The 21,343-nt window shown below is 36.5% G+C and carries 17 protein-coding genes; 6 read left to right on the top strand and 11 right to left on the bottom strand.

What is annotated here, in order from left to right:
• Positions 1 to 12: 12 nt before the first annotated feature.
• The gene (gene fabG, locus KFE94_13645) at positions 13 to 759 is read right to left on the bottom strand and encodes a 3-oxoacyl-[acyl-carrier-protein] reductase (GenBank protein UTW65686.1); all 747 of its coding nucleotides are present in this window, start codon (positions 757 to 759) and stop codon (positions 13 to 15) included.
• Between the two features lie 204 nt (positions 760 to 963).
• Here fabG and KFE94_13640 point away from each other — a divergent pair, with 204 nt between their 5' ends.
• Both KFE94_13640 and pckA read left to right on the top strand, forming a co-directional pair.
• Positions 964 to 1,359, top strand: a complete 396-nt coding sequence (locus KFE94_13640) for a DUF423 domain-containing protein (protein UTW65685.1) — start codon at positions 964 to 966, stop codon at positions 1,357 to 1,359.
• Positions 1,360 to 1,470: 111 nt separating this feature from the next.
• A complete protein-coding gene (gene pckA / locus KFE94_13635) occupies positions 1,471 to 3,084 on the top strand; it encodes a phosphoenolpyruvate carboxykinase (ATP) (GenBank protein ID UTW65684.1) in 1,614 nt (537 codons plus the stop codon).
• Positions 3,085 to 3,137: 53 nt separating this feature from the next.
• On the opposite strand, the gene KFE94_13630 is transcribed toward pckA, so the two are convergent.
• From KFE94_13630 to KFE94_13610, 5 genes are all read right to left on the bottom strand, one after another.
• Entirely contained in the window at positions 3,138 to 3,515 is a 378-nt protein-coding gene (locus KFE94_13630; GenBank protein ID UTW65683.1) for a T9SS type A sorting domain-containing protein, read from the bottom strand.
• Between the two features lie 75 nt (positions 3,516 to 3,590).
• On the bottom strand, positions 3,591 to 4,223 hold the full coding sequence (locus tag KFE94_13625; protein ID UTW65682.1) for a hypothetical protein: 633 nt from the start codon (positions 4,221 to 4,223) through the stop codon (positions 3,591 to 3,593).
• Between the two features lie 86 nt (positions 4,224 to 4,309).
• The gene (locus tag KFE94_13620) at positions 4,310 to 4,477 is read right to left on the bottom strand and encodes a hypothetical protein (protein UTW65681.1); all 168 of its coding nucleotides are present in this window, start codon (positions 4,475 to 4,477) and stop codon (positions 4,310 to 4,312) included.
• Positions 4,478 to 5,818, bottom strand: a complete 1,341-nt coding sequence (locus tag KFE94_13615) for a T9SS type A sorting domain-containing protein (protein UTW65680.1) — start codon at positions 5,816 to 5,818, stop codon at positions 4,478 to 4,480.
• Entirely contained in the window at positions 5,819 to 8,392 is a 2,574-nt protein-coding gene (locus tag KFE94_13610) for a T9SS type A sorting domain-containing protein (GenBank protein UTW65679.1), read from the bottom strand.
• 192 nt (positions 8,393 to 8,584) lie between these two features.
• On the opposite strand from KFE94_13610, the gene KFE94_13605 reads away from it, so the two are divergent.
• Positions 8,585 to 8,779 (top strand): hypothetical protein, encoded by a 195-nt coding sequence (locus KFE94_13605; GenBank protein ID UTW65678.1) that lies wholly within the window; start codon positions 8,585 to 8,587, stop codon positions 8,777 to 8,779.
• 184 nt (positions 8,780 to 8,963) lie between these two features.
• Here KFE94_13605 and KFE94_13600 read toward each other — a convergent pair whose 3' ends face one another.
• Positions 8,964 to 11,741, bottom strand: coding sequence for a PD-(D/E)XK nuclease family protein (locus KFE94_13600; GenBank protein UTW65677.1), 2,778 nt, complete (start codon positions 11,739 to 11,741; stop codon positions 8,964 to 8,966).
• 60 nt (positions 11,742 to 11,801) lie between these two features.
• Positions 11,802 to 12,455 carry a tetratricopeptide repeat protein gene (locus KFE94_13595; protein ID UTW65676.1) on the bottom strand — a complete coding sequence of 218 codons (654 nt, stop codon included), beginning with the start codon at positions 12,453 to 12,455 and terminating at the stop codon, positions 11,802 to 11,804.
• A gap of 18 nt (positions 12,456 to 12,473) precedes the next feature.
• On the opposite strand from KFE94_13595, the gene KFE94_13590 reads away from it, so the two are divergent.
• The gene (locus KFE94_13590; protein ID UTW65675.1) at positions 12,474 to 12,734 is read left to right on the top strand and encodes a hypothetical protein; all 261 of its coding nucleotides are present in this window, start codon (positions 12,474 to 12,476) and stop codon (positions 12,732 to 12,734) included.
• On the opposite strand, the gene bshA is transcribed toward KFE94_13590, so the two are convergent.
• The 3 genes from bshA to KFE94_13575 form a co-directional block, all read right to left on the bottom strand.
• The gene (gene bshA / locus KFE94_13585; protein ID UTW65674.1) at positions 12,731 to 13,855 is read right to left on the bottom strand and encodes an N-acetyl-alpha-D-glucosaminyl L-malate synthase BshA; all 1,125 of its coding nucleotides are present in this window, start codon (positions 13,853 to 13,855) and stop codon (positions 12,731 to 12,733) included. The two genes, KFE94_13590 and bshA, sit on opposite strands and share 4 nt — an antisense overlap.
• 80 nt (positions 13,856 to 13,935) lie before the next feature.
• A complete protein-coding gene (locus tag KFE94_13580; protein ID UTW65673.1) occupies positions 13,936 to 16,914 on the bottom strand; it encodes a serine hydrolase in 2,979 nt (992 codons plus the stop codon).
• Between the two features lie 394 nt (positions 16,915 to 17,308).
• Positions 17,309 to 17,761 carry a DUF4293 domain-containing protein gene (locus KFE94_13575; protein ID UTW65672.1) on the bottom strand — a complete coding sequence of 151 codons (453 nt, stop codon included), beginning with the start codon at positions 17,759 to 17,761 and terminating at the stop codon, positions 17,309 to 17,311.
• A gap of 184 nt (positions 17,762 to 17,945) precedes the next feature.
• Here KFE94_13575 and rho point away from each other — a divergent pair, with 184 nt between their 5' ends.
• On the top strand, positions 17,946 to 19,787 hold the full coding sequence (rho, locus tag KFE94_13570) for a transcription termination factor Rho (protein ID UTW65671.1): 1,842 nt from the start codon (positions 17,946 to 17,948) through the stop codon (positions 19,785 to 19,787).
• A 263-nt stretch (positions 19,788 to 20,050) separates the two neighbouring features.
• On the top strand, positions 20,051 to 21,343 hold the full coding sequence (locus tag KFE94_13565) for a T9SS type A sorting domain-containing protein (protein UTW65670.1): 1,293 nt from the start codon (positions 20,051 to 20,053) through the stop codon (positions 21,341 to 21,343).

The following is a 21,343-nucleotide window of genomic DNA, read 5'->3' as shown; positions in this document are numbered from 1 at the left end:
ATTTTAGAGGGTCTATGTTAACATCGCTCCGTCAACATTGATCGTTTGTCCACTCACATAAGCAGACATATCCGATGCTAAAAATAAGGTTAAATTCGCTACATCTTCAGGAGTTCCACCTCGCTTCATTGGAATGGCATCTCTCCATCCCTGAACAGTATCAGCGTCCAATTTAGCAGTCATTTCAGTTTCAATAAATCCAGGTGCAATTGCATTACATCTGATATTTCTAGAACCCAACTCCAATGCTACCGATTTGGTAAAACCAATGATACCCGCCTTAGAAGCTGCATAATTTGCCTGCCCTGCATTTCCTTTTACTCCTACAACAGAACTCATATTGATAATTGATCCTCCTCTGTTTTTCATCATTGTACGCATCACAGATTTGGTCATATTAAACACAGACTTCAGGTTGGTATCCATTACCGCATCCCAATCTTCTTCACTCATTCTCATTAACAGTCCGTCTTTAGTAATCCCCGCATTGTTAACCAAAACATCAATTGTTCCAAATTCTTTTAAAACATCTTTTACCAACTCTTGCGCAGCATCCATATCGGCAGCATCACTTTTATATGCTTTGGCTCTTACACCCATTGCTAATAAATCAGCTTCAATGGCTTTTGCTTTTTCTTCGCTTGAAGCAAATGTAAATGCCACGTTTGCACCATGAGAAGCAAATGTTTCTGCTATAGCTTTACCAATACCTCTGGTAGCTCCCGTAACAATTGCCGTTTTTCCGTCCAATAATTTCATAATCTTCTAATTTTTATGATGATCTTAAACCTTGTTCATTTTTATAGTGGCCAAAAATAACAACAAAAGCAAGAAAGCAGTTTTGTAATGGCTAAAAATCAAAAATCCGTAAATTATCTCTTCAATTCTGAAACTAAACTGACATTAATGACTTTAAAACGATAATATTTTTTGAAAACGTCCCATTATATTTGTCCAAAAAAAATGCGTACTAAATCAATTATTCTATCCGCATCTATTTTAGGAGCAATTGCAGTGATTATGGGAGCTATGGGAGCTCATGCTTTAAAAGCTGTATTATCTGAAAATGCATTAGAAAGTTATTTGACCGGTGCACGTTATAACATGTTTCATGCTATTGTTTTACTGGCTATTGCCGGAAACAAAAAATATATCTCAAAGAAGTGGCAAAGCCTGGCCGTTAAGTTCATTTTGATAGGTACAGCGATGTTTTCAGGGTCTATATATCTACTTTCTACCAGAGAAATTACCGGATTAGATCAACTTTCTTTCCTTGGGCCAATTACCCCAATTGGAGGAGTATTATTGATCCTGGGCTGGCTATTTTTAGGAATTGGCGCGATTAGGAATAATAAGTAGTGTTGGTAACCATGTTAAAAAACCAATCACAAATCATGTGCTATGTCCAAAAAAAAGCCCAAGTTTGCCGCTTTATTTTTATCTAATTATTAGAAACTTAAAACACAAAAAATGACGCAAAATGGTATAAAAAACCCAAATGCTTCTTTGGAAGACTTGGGAATCAAAAATGCGACTGTAAATTGGAACATTTCTCCAGCTGACTTAGCAAAGAAATCCATCGAACTTAACATGGCTACTGAAAATAGCACAGGTGCTATTAACGTAAGAACAGGAAAATTCACTGGTCGTTCGCCAAAAGACCGTTTCATAGTAAAAGATTCAATTACCGAAGATGCTGTATGGTGGGGAGATATCAATATCCCTTTTAGCCCAGAAGCTTTCGATAAACTTTATAACGATGTTGTAGAATATCTTTCTGGTAAAGAAGTTTGGACAAGAGATGCATACGCATGTGCGGATCCGAAATTCAGAATGAACTTACGTGTAACCACTGAGTATCCTTGGTTAAACATGTTTGCTTACAACATGTTCTTACGTCCAACTGAACAAGAAATTGAAACTTTTGATCCAGAATGGAACGTAATCGATGCTCCAGGTTTCTTAGCTGATCCTGAAGTTCATGGAACACGTCAAGAAAATTTCGCAATCTTAAACTTCACAAGAAAGATTGCTATCGTTGGTGGTACCGGTTATACTGGTGAAATTAAGAAGGGAATTTTCTCTGCGCTTAACTTCATCTTACCTCACCAAAAAGATACTTTATCAATGCACTGCTCTGCTAACGTTGGTGAAGATGGTGATACTGCAATTTTCTTTGGTCTTTCTGGTACCGGAAAAACAACTTTATCTGCGGATCCAAAACGTAAATTAATCGGTGATGATGAACACGGATGGTCAGCTGATAACACTGTATTCAACTTTGAAGGTGGATGTTATGCAAAATGTATCGATCTTTCTGCTGAAAAAGAGCCAGACATTTTTGCTGCAGTTAAACCAGGTGCGTTATTAGAAAACGTAACTTACAAAGCGGGTACAAACGAAGTGGATTACGAAGATGGGTCAATAACTGAGAACACTCGTGTATCTTACCCAATTCACCATATCGATAACATCCAACCAGGATCAATCGGACATAACCCAAAAAACATCTTCTTCTTAACAGCAGATGCTTTTGGTGTATTACCTCCGTTATCTAAACTAACTCCTGGTCAGGCAGCATTCCAATTCATTTCAGGTTATACTGCTAAAGTTGCAGGTACAGAAGCTGGAGTAACTGAGCCACAAACTGCATTCTCTGCATGTTATGGTGCACCATTTATGCCATTACACCCAACCAAATACGCTGAAATGTTGAGCAAGAAAATGCAAGATGCTGGTGTAAACGTATGGTTGGTTAACACTGGATGGACTGGTGGTCCTTACGGAGTTGGTGAGCGTATGAAATTGAAGTACACAAGAGCAATGATTACAGCTGTGTTAGATGGTGAGTTAGATAACGTTACTTTCGAAACTGATCCAGTATTCCAATTATCTATGCCAACAACTTGTCCAAATGTACCTGACGAGGTTTTAAATCCACGTAACACTTGGGAAGATAAAGATGCATACGATCAAAAAGCGAACTTATTAGCGAAGAAATTCAACGAGAACTTCGAGCAATTCGCAGACAATGCAAGTCAGGAAATTTTAGATGGCGCACCTAAAGGGTTTGCTAAAATCTAAGATTCAATATCAGATATTTAAAAGGGAGGTCCAAAAGCCTCCCTTTTTTTATACTATAATTTTTCAAACTTAAGTACTTGTACATTTTTACCCGAAACTACTTTTAATAAATAACTCCCTTTGGCAAAATCCTCTACATTGATTTGATAAGTAGTTCCTATATTTTGGGGATAAAATGTTTGTCTCAATTTACCATCAATACTAAATATAGAAATTAATAGGTCAGTGTTTTGTTTAATGCCAGAAAGATCTACTTGTAACAAATCCTTTGCCGGGTTTGGATAGATCTGCACGCTCCTAAATTCCGGCACCTCATTTTCTGAAATCCCTACCGGCCAGGAACAGGTATCTCGATAACTCCCCCCATTCCATTTTGTTAAATTATGCGGAGGATTTCCATCTATATCATTAAATCCTCCCCCAACAAACAAAGTATCTCGAAGTATAGTTAGAGCTTCTAATGCACTTTGTATATTTCCCCCAAAACCACACCACTTATTCTTATCTCAAATGGCTATTCTTGATGCAGAAATACCATCCACAGAGTTGAAATTTCCACTCATGACCAATTGGTCTTCCCAAATCTCCAAATCCGTTACTTGTGCTAAGTCTAGATTGGTTACACCTTTCCCTAACTGATGGAAATGATTACCATCCCAGGCCAAAATACAATTACCGGGAGCACCATATACCTCATAAAACAAACCTCCCATATACAAGGTGTCATTATGTACCAACATCGTGTTTACCGCATCATAAGGTCCACGTAAACTATCTGTGACCAATTCAAATGTACTCCCGTTTCCTCGGACCACACTCACATTTCCCCCATTTATTTGATCAAACAAAATACCTCCTACATACAGTTCTCCTTTATAAAATAATGCTGAAACTATAGTCAATAAATCAAATTCAGGAATACTTGCCGGATAATTATCCACTCTACTCCATTTGACGCCATCCCACATCGCCATACTTTCACAATTTACCGTATCTGCATTACTAAAATTCCCAAAAACATAGAGTTTATCATCTTTTACCAGCATATCTAAGATTTGTCCATTAATATTCCCAAACCACTGAAAATCATGAAGCGTAGAATCATATTTTACTAACCCTCCGGTGCCACCTAAAAACAATTCCCCTTTGTACCGAATTCCTGCAAAAACCGGTTTTGGGCCAATATTTTGATGTGTCGTATAACTGCCATCAGGATGTCGGATAACTAAAGCATTAGCCCCCCCCCCTGTAAAACATATAAATCTCCCGTTAACGTATCGGCAAATAAACCACGTACATCCGCATAATCCGGATGCTGAATATCGGGCCAATTCTGACCATAGCTAACTTGCGCCAGCAATAAAATAACATATACCAATAATGCTCTATTCATTTATAATTTTTCAAACTTCAGTACTTGTACATTTTTACCCGAAACCACTTTTAATAAATAACTCCCTTTGGCAAAATCCTCTACATTGATTTGATAAGTAGTTCCAATATTTTGAGGATAAAATGTTTGAATCAATTTACCATCAATACTAAATATAGAAATTAATAGGTCAGTGTTTTGTTTAATGCCAGAAAGATCAACTTGTAACAAATCCATGACAGGATTTGGATAAATCTGCACGCTCCTAAATTCCGGCACCTCATTTTCTGAGATCCCTACCGGCCAGGAACAGGTATCTCGATAACTCCCCCCATTCCATTTTGTTAAATTATGCGGAGGATTTCCATCTATATCATTAAATCCTCCCCCAACAAACAAAGTATCTCGAAGTATGGTTAAAGCTCCCACACCTGATTGAAAATCGCCTCCAAAACCACACCATTTATGCCCATCCCAAATGGCTATTCTAGATGCTGAAATATTATCTACCGAATTAAAATTCCCACTCATGACCAATTGGTTTTCCCAGATCTCCAAATCCATTACCTGTGCTAAATCCAGGTTGGTTACCCCTTGACCTAGCTGATGGAAATGATTGCCATCCCAGGCCAAAATACAATTACCGGGAGCGCCATATACCTCATAAAACAAACCTCCCATATACAACGTATCGTTATGCATCAACATCGTATTTACGGCATCAAAGGGTCCACGTAAACTATCTGTGACGAGTTTAAACGTACTTCCATTTCCACGGACTACACTCACATTTCCCCCATTTATTTGATCAAACAAAATACCTCCTACATACAATTCTCCTTTATAAAATGTTGCACATGCTATAGTCAATAAATCAAATTCAGGAATACTTGCCGGATAATTATCGACTCTACTCCATTTGACGCCATCCCACATGGCCATACTTTCACAATTTACCGTATCCGCCTTACTAAAATTCCCAAAAACATAGAGCTTGTCGTCTTTTACCAGCATATCTAAGATTTGTCCATTAATATTCCCAAACCACTGAAAATCATGAAGCGTAGAATCATATTTTACTAACCCTCCGGTGCCACCTAAAAACAATTCCCCTTTGTACCGAATTCCTGCAAAAACCGGTTTTGGGCCAATATTTTGATGTGTCGTATAACTGCCATCAGGATGTCGGATAACTAAAGCATTAGCCCCCCCCCCCTGTAAAACATATAAATCTCCCGTTAACGTATCGGCAAATAAACCACGTACATCCGCATGATCAGAATGCTGAATATCCGGCCAGTTCTGTCCATAACTCCTATGTACAAGAAGTAATATAATGCCTACTAATAATAGTCTCCTCATTTATAATTTTTCAAACTTAAGTACTTGTATATTTTCATCCGAAACCACTTTTAATAAATAACTTCCTTTGGCAAAATCCTCTACATTGATTTGATAGGTAGTTCCTATATTTTGAGGATAAAATATTTGAATCAATTTACCATCAATACCAAATATGGAAATTAACAGGTCGGTGTTTTGTTTGATGCCAGAAAGATCAACTTGTAACAAATCCATGACAGGATTTGGATACACAGTTAAGTCATTACCGTGTGAGTTTTTATCTTCTTTTACCGATGTTAACAGGTCTACCTGGCTAATATCAAATCGACCCAACATCCACGCATCTCCTAATGTATCTACCTTAATGCTGTCAAACCATGCCTGCCCTCCTAAATCTACCAACGGATAGGTAGGACTGACCGAATTAATCAAACTCCCAAAATACAATTTATCATTATTATACGTTTTTAATTGTAAAGACGCATCCCATCTGTTTCCGCCATAATAAGTAGACCATACTCGAGTTAAATTCGGCTTAAAAGCCATGATATACGCATCTGAATTTCCCTGATTACTGTTTTCAAAATAATAATTGGGGGCATTAAAATAACTTACATTATTGCTCTCAGTTCTACCTGAAACAAACAGATACCCTCTATCATCCAATGTAACACTGGTAATGTCATCATTTTCGGTTCCTCCTATAAAAGTACTCCAATCCAATTGATGTGAGCTTGTGTTAAAACGTGCAATAAAACCATCTGGTTTAGGATTCGCTCCTACACCATGAAACGACTCCGAATAGGCCGTTCCTCCCGCTAATGTTGGAAATCCACTATCACCGGTACGGCCTCCTAGATACAGCAAATTATTATAGATAGCTATATCCACAATTTCCGATGACTTCACACTATTGGGGTCTGCAAAATATGTACTCCATGTCAGCGCATTATTGGGATCAAATTGGGCTATAAAAGCCTGGCTGGTATTATTGGATAAGCTGGAAATAAAATAAGCATTATTTCCCGGGTCCACCGTGTTAAGTCCTCCCATTGCTCTACCCGCAATATATACATTACCTGTAGCATCATGAGTTATACCATTGATCGAAGTACAACAATCAAACAAACTGGTCGTTAAGGGAAACAGTGATGCCCAGTTTAAAGCCAGATGGGCATCAAATTTTACAATCATTCCGGTTTCTCCACTTTGAGAAGATCCACTGGTATTGTCATTAAAAGCTCCAGTTTTAAATTTTAATGGAGACGAGTTTTTACCGGTACCCACCAAATAAATATTATTACTGTTGTCAATATCTATATTATGGAAATATTCAAATTCCGGACCACCAAAATAGGTACTCCATAAAACATCAGTTCCATCTGTTGTTATTTGTGCCGCAAACCAATCCGTATTACTGGTACCTCCACCAATCTGATCTACATATGCACCGGCCGGAGGACTACTTCCCCATGGTAAACTATTGGTGCTTTGTGATCCACCAAAAGTCTCCCCAGCCATAAAAACCTGGTCATCATTATTGATCCCTACCATAAAAATAGGTTCCGCTTCATGAGATCCAAAATACGTAGCCCATTTACGCTCTCCATTAACATCAAATTTTGCCAATACCCCATCTTTATAATCGTATCCATAAAAACTATAAGCACCAGCTGATACCGGAAAATTGTTGACTGCCCAGGAAGTTCCGGCCTGGTAATAATTTCCTTTGCTGTCTATATCTGAATTATACATCTGTGCATTGATATTCCCTCCATAATAACTACTCCATTCCAAATTATCAATCTGTGGATAACTTTGAGTGGTTACCGGGGCTCCTATTTGAATAATTAAAGGTAAATTAGGGTTATAACTTCCTGTTTGAATTTTTGCCGTATTGGGAGATGCTTTTACAAATACAGGTTGCCAATTTACAGGAACAATATTATTTCCCGGATCTAATTGATACGCTACAGCGGTAGGAAAAATTAGTTTTTCACCTCCTATAATCATCTTTAAATAGCCGTTGGTCACATCCAAATCATCATGTCCGTCAAAATCCATTTCAATATTATTCGGATTTCCCCCGGGTTTGATGACAAAATAATTCTTTAGTCCACGTCCATTACTATAAAAATGAAAATCGATATTTGAATATATAGACGGATATACAATACGCTCGTAACTCTTCACATTTGTAACTCCATTCGGACAATGGCTAAAAAAATAGTTCTGATACCCGGGTACTTCATCATATTTTACTGGCGAACTCCACAATGCGAGCTCTCCACCCCAATTCATATTTATTTTAGTTACAGTATCGGGTGTTATACTGTCATTATCCATTCTTACTGTGGTATAACTTACCTCTCCGCCATCATGGAGATATACGGAAAGCGCATTAGACCAATGATAAAACTTAATATGATTTACCAATTGTTTATTCATATCAGTAAGTTGTCCTTTATTTTGCGTATACACAAACGTTTCTGAAGGAGATTCGTTAAAATAATCAGGGAAATTAACTTGGCCGTAAGTTGAGGATATTAAACATATAAATGCTCCGAAAATGGTTAAAATTTGCTTTTTCATAATAATTAAGTATAATTGGTTTTTTCCAAAGCTATTAATTATTAAGGTTTTATGCAACACAATCAGAATGATTTAAAATAATAATAAAGTACCGTACATATCTTAATCTTTAAACATTAAAGTTTCAAGTGGACTTCTCTATTTTTTATAATAAATCACCTAAATGATTCGTTACTTCCCTCAAAATAACCTATGAAGTTTTTTAGAGCTATTGCTATCGTTTTTTTCGTGATCGGATTATTGATCATGTTCACTCTTCCTGACACATCACAAACTGTTGAAACCAATGAGAATTTATTTGATTTAGGGTCTTTAATTGTTATTTTTTCTACAATAACTTTTATTTCTCTATTTGTTATTGAAAAACTCAAAAAGCCCACGGAATAAGGGTTTACGCAGAGTATTTCTTTCTTATTTGAGCTTAGACAAAAAAAATATTATGCTTGCCGACAACCATAAGCGGCTCTTTTACGTCTATATAAGCAAACCATTAGTAAACATCTTTATTTTTTATTCCTTGCTCCCAAAAATCTCGGATGTTTCCTTTTGGTTTTTTTATTTGCCCAATTCTCTAGAACACATTAAAAGTATAATCCTTATTCCTTTCTAAAGGCACATTCGGATCTAGCATTTCTGAAATTTTTGATTTTAAAAACTGATCAAATAGTTCAAATTGCTCTGTCCGAATCTCAGAGACTTTATTGACAGTTGCTTTTAGCAATTTTAGTTCTGTAGCACGTAAAGTATAGATGCCGGAAATAATCGTATCTGTATTTAACTGTTTCGAAGTTAACCATGCATACATCATCAACTGTACAAATTTGGGTTTATATCCCACTTCCAAATCTTCAATATCCGATACGTTTAAATCTCTTTGTTCTACACTACCGGTTTTATAATCAATAATATGAACAATTCCATTTCGTCTTTCTACCCTATCCGCAAACCCTTTAAAACGAATATCCATGCCATCGATTCGTTCAACCACATTTAATTCTAATTCGTTTTTATCCAGCGTCACTGGAAACTCATGCTTTTCTAAAAAATCAATATCCAATTGGATAAATCGTTTTACATAATTACGAACCGCATGAAATGATAAATAATGTTTCCCACTTTTATATACCGGGATTTCCTTTATAAATTCATCATGGATGATTTGATCCAGATTCTTAAATGCTTCGCGTAGCTCCTCAGGCTTTAACACATACTTTTCAAATGGAGTATAAAACTCTTCTAAACAAGCATGTACAATCGTACCAAATACATTATGCTCTACATCCTCGGCAATCACGTTAGGCTCCTGTATTCCTAAAACATTCTTATAATAAAAGTCCAAAGGAGATTCCATATAATTATTCAATGCCGATGGTGAAAGCCCTTTTCTAGTTAAATAATACCGAATATTCTGAATTACCTGCTCGGACTTCTCAATGGTAGAATTTATATGAGTAGGTTCATTTTCAAATATCCCGATATGATTACTAAACTGAATTTTTTCACTGCGTTCCGGCCACTCCTGTTCAATTTGTCGAATAAATCTACTTTTTTCACTACTCCCTACCCCTTCGGTGGTCGTATCGTATAATAAATGAATGTTTTGAGCTTGCGAGGTTACACGATAAAAATGATATGCAAATAATGACTCCCGATCCTGATGTGTTTGAATTCCAAAACCATTTCTTAAAGCAAACGGTAAAAAACTTTGGAACCCTCCTTTAGAAGGGATAATTCCTTCATTTACCGATACAAATACAATGTTTTTAAAACTCAGCAATCTGGTTTCCAAAAGCCCCATAATTTGAATCCCGGCCAAAGGTTCACCAGAAAATGGTACTTGTAATGGCGCTACAACCTGTTTAAATACTCTTTGAATCCCATCCAGATTCATTTGGGTACCAAACTGAGAAATATACTTTTCAAACTTCTGAATAGATGTTTTAAAGAAGTACATCTGCTCTAACAAAACATCATCTTTAACCTGCTTTTTTTCTACTCTATATTGAAATTGGTCAATAATCTTATTTAAATATGTTATAGCCTTTAATGGTTCTTTTTTCCAATGCGTAAAAGCTTCCTTTAATCCGATAAATGACCCATTTTCTGAAATCCATTGCACAATAAAATCGGTATCTATCCAGACTTTATTCTCATCCACCAGTGCTCGATGAAGTTTTTCAAACTCACTTTGATTTCCATAAATGGAAACCAAAACCGGATGTGAAATTACTTTCAATACATCCTTAAAATAAAACTGATAGGTTCCCCATTGATTTCTCCCCAACTTATGCATACTAAAAAGCTGCTCAGCCAAACTCATAAATGAGGTTAGCCCCAGAGGAAACCCCAACGTGACATTGACTTCACCAATCTGAGGAGGTAAGGATTCTAAAACCGGCATTAACAAATTTTCATCTGCTAAAATGATTGCTGTTTCGTTTCCCTTTGACAATTCAGCATTATCTCTGAACAATTTGCCGACTGTTCTCGCCAAAGCTAAATTGCCATTCACCGCATAGGTATGAATATCTTTATCCGCATCAGACAACCAATCCAAAGACCATTTTACGGGTTCTTTTTTTTCTTTGATAAACTGGCGAATAAACTTACCTGATTCCTGATCTGAATCCTCCAGCATTTGTTTCTCCACCTCAAAGTACACTTGCAGTTTCCCTTCAAGTGCAAACCAATCCATCAACCACTTTTCCGCAGGAGTCAAGGCATTCAATCCAGCTACATAAATCGAATTCCATTGCTGAGTCACCCTGTTTATTCTATCCAGCTTATTTGACTCAATTTGCTTCTTTAAATATCGATATACCAATCCCTGATAAGCCTTATGGGCTTCCAACAATTGAGATTGATAGGCGTCATAATACTTTGGTAAATTTTGAAATGCTTCCAAATATTTTTTTGTTAGACTCTCCTGATCCGCTTCAGACGGGTCCCAATGTTCTAACTCCACATAATCCTTAACGTTTGAAAACAAATCATGTGCATTGGCCAGAGCCATATCAATATCATTAAAATCAGCCAGAATGATTTTTGCTGCATCTATAAACTTATCGAATTCTAACTGAGGTTGAATCTTCGCATTTCTGTGAACTTGATACAACTGAAAAATCTGTTCTAAAGGATCAATAATCTTTAATCCGGATAATTCTTCAATAAACGACTCTATAGTCAGAATTTGTGGAGCCCAAAAAGCTCCATTTTTAAGTTTAGCCAGTTCCTTTTTAAAAAACAAGCCCGAACGTTTACTCGGAAATACAAAACATACATCATCCACTTTCTCAGGATACTTCTCATGTATTTCTTTGGCAAATTTCTGTAAAAAGGTAATCTCCACTTCTTCAATAATTGAAATGGAAAAGTACAGATTTCGGGTTACATTTCCTTCATCAGAATTTTAGGAATCCTGTTTTATTTTGAACCCTGATTTTATGAATTGGATGAACTCTAAAAAAGATTCCCTGGTAGTAAATACTTTTATAAACTCTTTCCAAATAGTGGTTTCCTCTTTCAGTTCCTCTTCAGGTTGTGTTTCCTCTTTACGATCATAATTAATGGATGTTCCTTCAAAATCCATTTTACTCATCTGTGTATTGGATGAAACTCCCAATAAACTATCTGCTTTATTATAATATCCCTGTGAAATATTTCTTCGCCCCATCTTGTCTTCAAGAATCCCCAAGTTATTATACGAAATCGCATCTTCAGGGTCCAAAGCAATAGCTTCTTTATAATCTTGAATCGCGCCAATGACATCACCAAAAGCATCTCGCATATATGCTCTACTGGAATATCTAAATGCGTAATTGGGTTGCATTTCAACAGCCATATCCATATCCAACAAGGCCAGACTTTTTTTCTTTAAGTGAAAATACGACATAGCACGTTGATACAGGATTTCGGGATTTCCCGGATCTTTTTCTAAAGCCAGGGTAAAATCAATTATAGCACCTTCATAATCCTTTTCTTTATACTTCTCCTCTCCGTTTTCAAATGCTTTATTGATCATTATCTCGTTCTTTGTCGCAAAATTACCAATACTTATACACATAACGCATAATTTTGCGCTATGGTTAATGAGACACTAGAATATCCTATCTACCGCAAGTATGTCGGTGACCGATCATTTTTCAGAATAGATTCTCCAAAAAGTTTTGAGGAAATTCAAATTATGGGTTCCAAACTTTTTAAATATCAGGTTTTAGCAAAAACACTACCTGACTTCCATTTAATTAATGACATGATTCAAAAAGAAAATGACCATTGGGTGGAAGCTTCAAAAGAAGAATTTGATAACGCCAATAAACGTTATCAAATGCAGATTATTTAACCATTACCTTTTGTTACTTCTTCATAGATCTCCTCGTACATCGGAACGATCTTATGAATATCAAACTCCTCTGCGCGTGCATACGCATTACGACTCATTTTGGCTTTAAGCTCTGGATTGGTCAATATTTTTAAGCTGTTTTCAATCATTTCATCCACATCTCCGACATTACTCAAGAATCCTGTTACACCTTGAATATTGACTTCCGGAATACCTCCGGTATTGGTGGAGATAACTGGAACTTTAGCCGCCATAGCTTCTAACGCTGCCAAACCAAAACTCTCTGATGATGATGGAAGTAAAAACAAATCCGTCATACATAAAACGCGCTCTACATCGTTAGTTTTTCCCAAATACTTCACATCATCTAAAATTCCCAATTCTCTGGCCATTTGCATCGTAATATCCCTCTCCGGTCCATCACCCATTAAAACCAGTTTTGCAGGTAGTTTTTCTCTAATTCCTGCAAAAACTTTGATCACATCCTTAGTACGTTTTAATGGTCTAAAATTCGAAATATGAGAAATCACCATTTCACCTGGTTCTGCAATTTGTCCTGAACATTTTCGATCTCCTGAATACAGAGAAATATCGATAAAGTTAGGAACTACATGTATTTCTTTATTTGTGGTGAAATTGGTTATTGTGTCCTCTTTTAAACTATCCGAAACTGCGGTCACATAATCAGAATGTTCTATACTAAACTTAACTGCAGGCAGATATGAAGGTTGTTTTCCAACCAATGTAATATCCGTTCCATGTAATGTGGTAACTACAGCGATATCAATACCTCTATCTTTCAAAATTTGCTTCGCCATAAAAGCCGCATAAGCATGAGGTATCGCATAATGTACATGTAAGACATCTAGTTTTCTACTCATCACGGTATCCACCATCTGACTAGATAAAGCCAATTCATAAGGCTGATAATCAAACAAAGGATAAACATGTACATTTACTTCATGGTAATAGATATTTTTATCCATGATATCCAGTCTAACCGGCTGGTCATAAGTGATAAAATGTACCTCGTGTCCTTTTTGGGCTAATACGTGTCCTAACTCCGTGGCTACTATACCACTACCACCAAAAGTTGGATAACAAACTATTCCTATTTTCATTGATTATCTTAATTGATTCGCTACCGACAAAGTCAATATTTTATGGTTTATAAAATAGTCTCTCACAAGACAAATATAGCTTATTGTAACACCGCCATATCGTCTAATGTCGAATCATTTAAAGATGCATATATAACTTCCATAATATCAGTACGAACGTTCATACTAATCAATTTTCTGTTTTCTGCGGTAGGATAAATTCTATTGGATAAAAAGATATAAATCAAGTTCTCTTCCGGATCAGCCCATGAAATTGTTCCGGTAAATCCGGTATGTCCAAAACTGGCATACGAAACACAACTACAGGTAGGCCCGCCATCATCTCCTCGAACAGGTTTGTCAAATCCCACTGCTCTTCTATTTCCCTTATCATTTGGTTCACAGAATTGACACTTTGAGAATTCAACTACGGTTGCAGAATCAATATATTGAACTCCCCCATAGCTTCCTTTGTTCAAATACATTTGCCAGATTTTAGCCAAATCTTCAGCATTGGAAAACACTCCAGCATGCCCCCCAACTCCACCCTGCATCGCTGCCCCCGGGTCATGCACATAACCATGAACCAATTGCTTTCTGAAATAATTGTCATTTTCAGTTGGCACAATCTGGCTGAGTGGAAATCTATCTGCTGGATGGTATCCTGTAGTCGTCATTCCCATTGGTTGATAAAAATGTGTCATCGCATACGCATCTAGAGTCGTAGAAGTTTGACGTTCAATAATTTCTTTTAAAAAGTAATATCCCAAATCACTGTATTTATATTCCCCCGGCTCCTTTAACGATTTGCTGACGATTATTTTCATCATAGAATCCGGATAGGATTTATTGATATAAAGTTGATCCGCCACTTTAATTGGATAAGTGGGTGATGATTCCAAAGAATAAATATCATATCGCGGTACTCCATTTTCCATTGTATTTAAATAAAATGGAATCCATGAACGCAATCCAGCCTGATGTGCCAGCATTTCACGAAGTGTAATTTTAGCATACTCAGTACCTGAAACCAAGTCAGGTAAATACATCCCTAAAGTACCGTCTAATTCAATATTTCCGGCATCCACCAACTGCATTACCGCAGGTAATGTAGCCACCACCTTGGTTAAGGACGCTAAATCATAAATATCATCGGCCAGGACTGGTGTTTTTTTTTCGTAAGTATGATATCCGTATGCTTTATTCCATACGATTTGATTGTCTTTTGCAATCAAAATTTGACACCCTGGAGTCGCACCATTCTCAATTGCGTAATTCGCAATTGAATCAATTTCTGCCAATTTAATCGGATTCATCCCAACGTTGGCCGGTACACTATATGAAAAACGAATAGCATCTGTGATAAATCCTGTTCCAGACTCAAATTCACCTGCACTCACCGGAACTTTTCCAGCTGCCCCAACACCACCAAATAATAATTGCGCGGTGATTTCCTGAGTAGTGACTTTCTCATTGTATGCGACTACAACCGCATTGCATTTTGAGGTTTCTTTGACCCAGTTAAACACATATGGATTGGTAAAACTCACAAGTGATACACTTTTATTTTGCGCAATTTTACCCAATACACTTTGCGATTTCTGGCTCACACCAAAATGTATGGAAGGACTTCTACTTGGTTTATGAAATGATACAATCACCTCTGAATATGACTCTAATTGGACCAATAGTTTCTTTACTTGTTCTTCCGTAGCATCTTTAGGTAAATGAAACATAGTAACATCCGCATAGCTTTTTAATTTCTTTTGGAAGTAGTTGTTCACCTTCCCCCCAATAGCTACACTCGCAAATTTTTTGTTTTCCAAATCTTTATATGGAATCAGATGATCTGTATTCTTTAACAGCGTTACAGATTTTGCAATCAATTGTCTATAGAGACGTTGATATTTCACCTTGTTTAAATCTTCATATAAATGCATTTCATCAATTGGAGCGTAATTATTCAATCCAGCCCAATACTTTGCTTTCAATATTTTAATTACATGCGCATTTAAATCAGATTCTGACAAGCGTCCTTCTTTAATTGCTGACTTAATCATATTCACAGCTAAAGGAACATCTTTTGGGAAAAGCAATACATCATTCCCTGCCAAAAGTGCTAATAAATCAGCTTCACCAGGCTTATAATAATTACTCACACCTTTCATATTTAAAGCATCAGTAAACACCAATCCGTTAAATCCCATTTTATTGCGTAACAAACCAGTAACAACTTTAGGCGATAACGTTGTAGCTCTGTTTGGTGTTGAATCAATTGCTGGAATCAATAAATGGGCAACCATTACTCCACCACAACCTGAATCAAACAATGTTTTAAAAGGATATAATTCAATATCATTCAAACGATTAATATCATGATTCACCAATGGTAATGCCTTGTGGGAATCTTTATCGGTATCTCCATGACCAGGAAAATGCTTTGCAACTGCCAAAACATGGTGTTTTTGCATTCCATTCATATATGCCAATCCCTTATCTCCAACATTCTGTTTTTGCTCTCCAAATGATCGACTATTGATCACAGGATTTTTAGGGTTTACATTTACATCTACCACCGGAGCAAAGTTGATATGCACACCCAATCGGTTACACTGCTTTGCAATATCTTCTCCCATTCGGTAAATGATCTCATTATCCTGAATTGCTCCTAACATCATCTGTCTTGGATAAGAAATAGTGGAATCCAATCGCATTCCTAATCCCCATTCTGCATCCATAGCAATTAATAAAGGTACTTTACTTTTAGCCTGAAATCTATTGGTTAATCGGGCTTGCCTTACAGGGCCTCCCTGAAAGAATATCAATCCTCCAATATGATTTTTTTCGATTAGCTGATCTATTTCATTGACATGTTCCTGTGTTTTATTCGAATAGGCGGCAACCATAAACAACTGACCAATTTTTTCTTCCAAAGTCAAACTATTCAAAATAGAATCTGACCAGGTTTCTTCTTCCGTCATAAAAACAGGAGTAGACATAAATGGTTTCATCAAATAAAATGAAGAAAACAGGATAGCGATAACCGCTAAAGTCAAGATATATCCGAAACGTTTAATCATACTATTGAACAGATTTTTTTGTAAAGCGGTAAATATAGAGGTTCGCCTATTTCTTTTGTAAAACACTCTCAATTTTTATTAACACATGAATGGGTGTTAATCACTCTAAAACCATACCATTCAGCGCACAATACAAACACATTTAGATTAAAACATGTACCGGTTAAGAATCAAATTATTGTAATAAAAAAATTTTTACTACTTATTTTACAATAATTTAACTATATTCGTAAGCAACTTAATGTTAACATCTTCCAAGGGATGTATAAGTTGTCTTTTTGAAACGGGTTTACGGATAATTTTAACGTTTCAGAATTTTAGATTATTGCTCAATAATCGATCAAACAGCCTCTTTCCTGAGGCTGTTTTTTTATAAATATTTTGAAATTTGATTTTATCTCAAGCGGTCTACTGACTTCACTAGAGCTTCATCTTTATTGATCCCTCTTAAAGCCAACATAAAAGCAAAAAGAATTACGGGAGAATGTAAGATTCCAATAAAAGGTCTTATGGTTAAGTCCATCTGCGTGTAAGCAAAATATGCATATCCAATCCATCCCATAATGATAACTGTAATCAACATCCCCAGCTTCGCCAAATTGGCTTGCATCTTTCTATTTTTAAATTGAGAAATCGCATATCCACCAATCAAAATATTGACAATGGCTAACGCCACCACCGGAATCATAGTAATCTGGTCAATAACCAAATCGCCTTCTTTAATTCCAAAAGCGCCAACAATCATAAATTGTGTTCCATTACTTATGTAAAACATCCCTGAAATAAGGATCGCTATATTTAATACAATTGCCGCTAATAGGTAGAGTGATTGAATTCTTTGAATCATTTTAAAAATTTTTCGCAAAATTAGTGGTTTTCACTCCTTGAATTGACGTAAGTCAAAAAAAATTGTAATATTGCATCACGAACGCGAAGCAATACTCCCCTTTCTAATTTGCTTCATTCTTTCAAATTAAAATCATTCGGTTTTTAGCACAAAAATTTAAAAGACCAATTTTTACATTAATTATATGTACGACATTATAGAACTCAACGCTAAGAAAGTTGACGAATTAAAGGCGATGGCTAAAGAGCTGTCTGTTCCGAGTTTTAATCGATTAAAAAAGGAAGACTTAATTTACAAAATCCTAGACGCACAAGCAGAACAACCTAATGCTTTAAAAGACAAAGCACCAGCCCCGAAAAAAACTAAGCCAAAAGCTGAAAAAGCACCGGCAAAAGAAAAATCGGCAAAAGAAAAAGCTCCTGCAAAAGCCAAGAAAGACACTCCGAAAAAAGAAGTTAAACCAAAAGAGGAAACTGAAAAGAAAGAGGATAAACCACAAGAGTCTTCAGGAGGTCAAATAGAAATGGATTTACTGGCTAAAGTAAAAGAAAGGATGGCCAACAAAAAGAATCCTCCAAAGAGCAACAAATTATCAAGCGTCTATAAAAAGGCTCCTACCACTAAACCTACCGAAGAACCAAAATCGACAAAACCCGAAGAGAAAAAGGAAAGCACTCCTGCTACTGAAACCACCGCTCCTAAAGAAGATATGAAGAAAACACCTGAAGCAGTTCAAACTGAACGTCAAAAGCCTCAGAACAACCAACAGCACAAAAACCAACACGCTAAAAACCAAGACCGAAGACAACAACAGAGTCAGCGTGATAAACAAAGAAACCAACAAAACAATCAAAACCGTAATCGTAATCAGCAACAAAATCAAGCTCCTGAGTATTCTTACGATTTTGGAGACCGTATTCTTACCGAAGGTGTGATCGAAGTGATGCCTGATGGATATGGGTTTATGCGTTCATCAGACTACAACTACCTACCTTCTCCAGATGATGTTTATGTTTCTACCGCACAAGTAAGATTATTTGGTTTAAAAACCGGAGATACGATCGAAGGTGCTGTACGCCCTCCAAAAGAAGGTGAAAAATATTTCCCGTTAGTTAAAGTGAACTATATCAATGGAAGAACTCCTGAACAAGTTAGAGACAGAGTTCCTTTTAATTATATGACCCCACTTTTCCCAGAGGAAAAATTCAATATTACTGGTGGAAAATCTGCGAAATCAATTTCAACAAGAATTATTGATTTGGTGAGTCCAATTGGTAAAGGACAACGTGGATTGATTGTGGCACAACCAAAAACGGGTAAAACACAATTGCTTAAAGAGGTGGCCAATGCGATTGCAGAAAATCACCCTGAATCATATATGATCATTTTGCTAATTGATGAAAGACCTGAAGAGGTAACTGATATGAAGCGAAATGTAAAAGCCGAAGTAATTGCGTCTACCTTTGATGAGTCAGCAGACAAACATGTGAAAATTGCCGGAATCGTATTAGAGAAAGCAAAGCGTATGGTAGAAAGTGGCCATGATGTTGTTATACTTTTAGATTCTATTACACGTTTGGCAAGAGCTTATAATACAACAGCTCCTTCTTCTGGAAAAGTTCTTTCTGGTGGTGTGGATGCTAACGCACTCCAAAAACCAAAAGCATTCTTTGGAGCAGCAAGAAACATTGAAAATGGAGGTTCTTTAACCATTTTAGCCACTGCTTTAACTGAAACAGGGTCTAAAATGGATGAAGTCATCTTTGAAGAATTTAAAGGTACAGGTAATATGGAACTTCAATTGGATCGTAAGATTTCGAATAGAAGAATATTCCCTGCCATTGACATTGTATCATCCAGTACCAGAAAAGATGATCTTTTATTGCCAAAAGAACACTTACAACGTCTATGGATATTACGTAAACATTTGGCGGATATGACTCCTGTTGAAGCTATGGAATTCCTACGTGATAGAATTGCCAATACCAGAAACAACGAAGAATTCTTGATTTCTATGAACGGTTAATTCTAGCCTAAAAATTTAAAAAAAGCGCTTCAGTTTGAAGCGCTTTTTTTGTTTACTAGCATTTGATTTTATCATTTTGAAAATACCTTTTATAAACGCTTTAATGTCGCTGAATTATACCCCGTTAAACAAACCAAATCAAAATACCTGATGCAACCTTTTTGACCTCAATCACGTCATTCATTTGATTCACAGAAATTTAGAAATATAAGTTTTTTCTTTTAACTTAGCTGACAACTAAATTTCACTAATAAATCTACACCATGAAAAACTATACGCTCTTATTTATTTCCCTTTTTCTTTTGCTTACCTCAACCAAATCTCAGGTATACGTAGATCAGATTACGGGTTATGTTGACCAGGGCGGAAGACCTGCTCAGTACTTTCCTGACTTTGGCTATTGCACCATTGAAACTGCTGATGATTTTACGGTTCCTGCTGGAAGTACCTGGGATATTGATTCAGTTTTTACATACGGTACCTTTAGTACAGGTATTGGTAGTTATTTTGATACGGTAATTGTTACATTTTTCAATGATAATTCAGGAGTACCAGGGAACTCCATTCACGCAGACACCGTGGTATTGGATTCATCCAATACGGATAATTATTTGGAAGTAGCTTTGGACAATACCGTCCATCTAACAGCTGGCACCTATTGGCTTACAGTAGATGCGATTATGCCTTTTAATAATGGACTTCCTCCAGGAGGTCAATGGTTTCAAGGTGCATTTGGTTCTACTCCAATTGGCAACGAATGGTATATCCGTGATCCCTGTGACTTATTTGGAACGGGAATTACTACCTGGCATAGCGCCACTTCTCAAGGTTCTACGGTATTTGATTTAATGTTTATGCTTAAAAGCGGACCATGTAATGTGGTCAACGATACCTCGATACAAGTTGTAGATGCTACTTTAACCTCAAATCAGTCGAACGCGAATTACCAATGGATAGATTGTAGTAACAACAGTATTATAGATGGAGCTACTTTTCAAAGTTACACGGCTACAGTCAATGGTTCGTATGCTTGTATTATTACAAATGGTTGTGCCATAGACACCTCATCTTGCCAACAAATTAATTGCTTAAATAACATTAACAACGGAATTGCCGTAAGCAATAATGACCTTCATGCAATGGACACCGTGGCATCCTATCAATGGATTGATTGTTCCAATGGAAATATTCCAATAAACGGAGCTACATCACAAGTATATACTGTTACTCAAACCGGAAGCTATGCTTGTGCTTTGACCAGCGATTGTGCTACGGACACTACAAATTGCATCAATATCATTATTAATGGGGTCAATGAGACCTCTGAAAATCCGGACATTAAACTATACCCAAATCCAGTAGCCCAGACTTTATACTTGGAAACAAATCAACTTAAAGCCCATAAAATCAGGGTGTATACATTAACCGGGGAACAATTAATTCTAATTCCGAACAACATCAAATCTATTGACCTAAGCCACCTTTCTAGTGGAGTATACGTCATTCACATAGAAACTGAAAATAGAACTTTTTACAGAAAAATTGTAAAAGAATAA

Source organism: bacterium SCSIO 12643 (genome assembly GCA_024398135.1).
Taxonomy (GTDB): Bacteria; Bacteroidota; Bacteroidia; order Flavobacteriales_G; family Salibacteraceae; genus CAJXZP01.
This window is presented reverse-complemented; position numbering and strand designations above follow the sequence as displayed.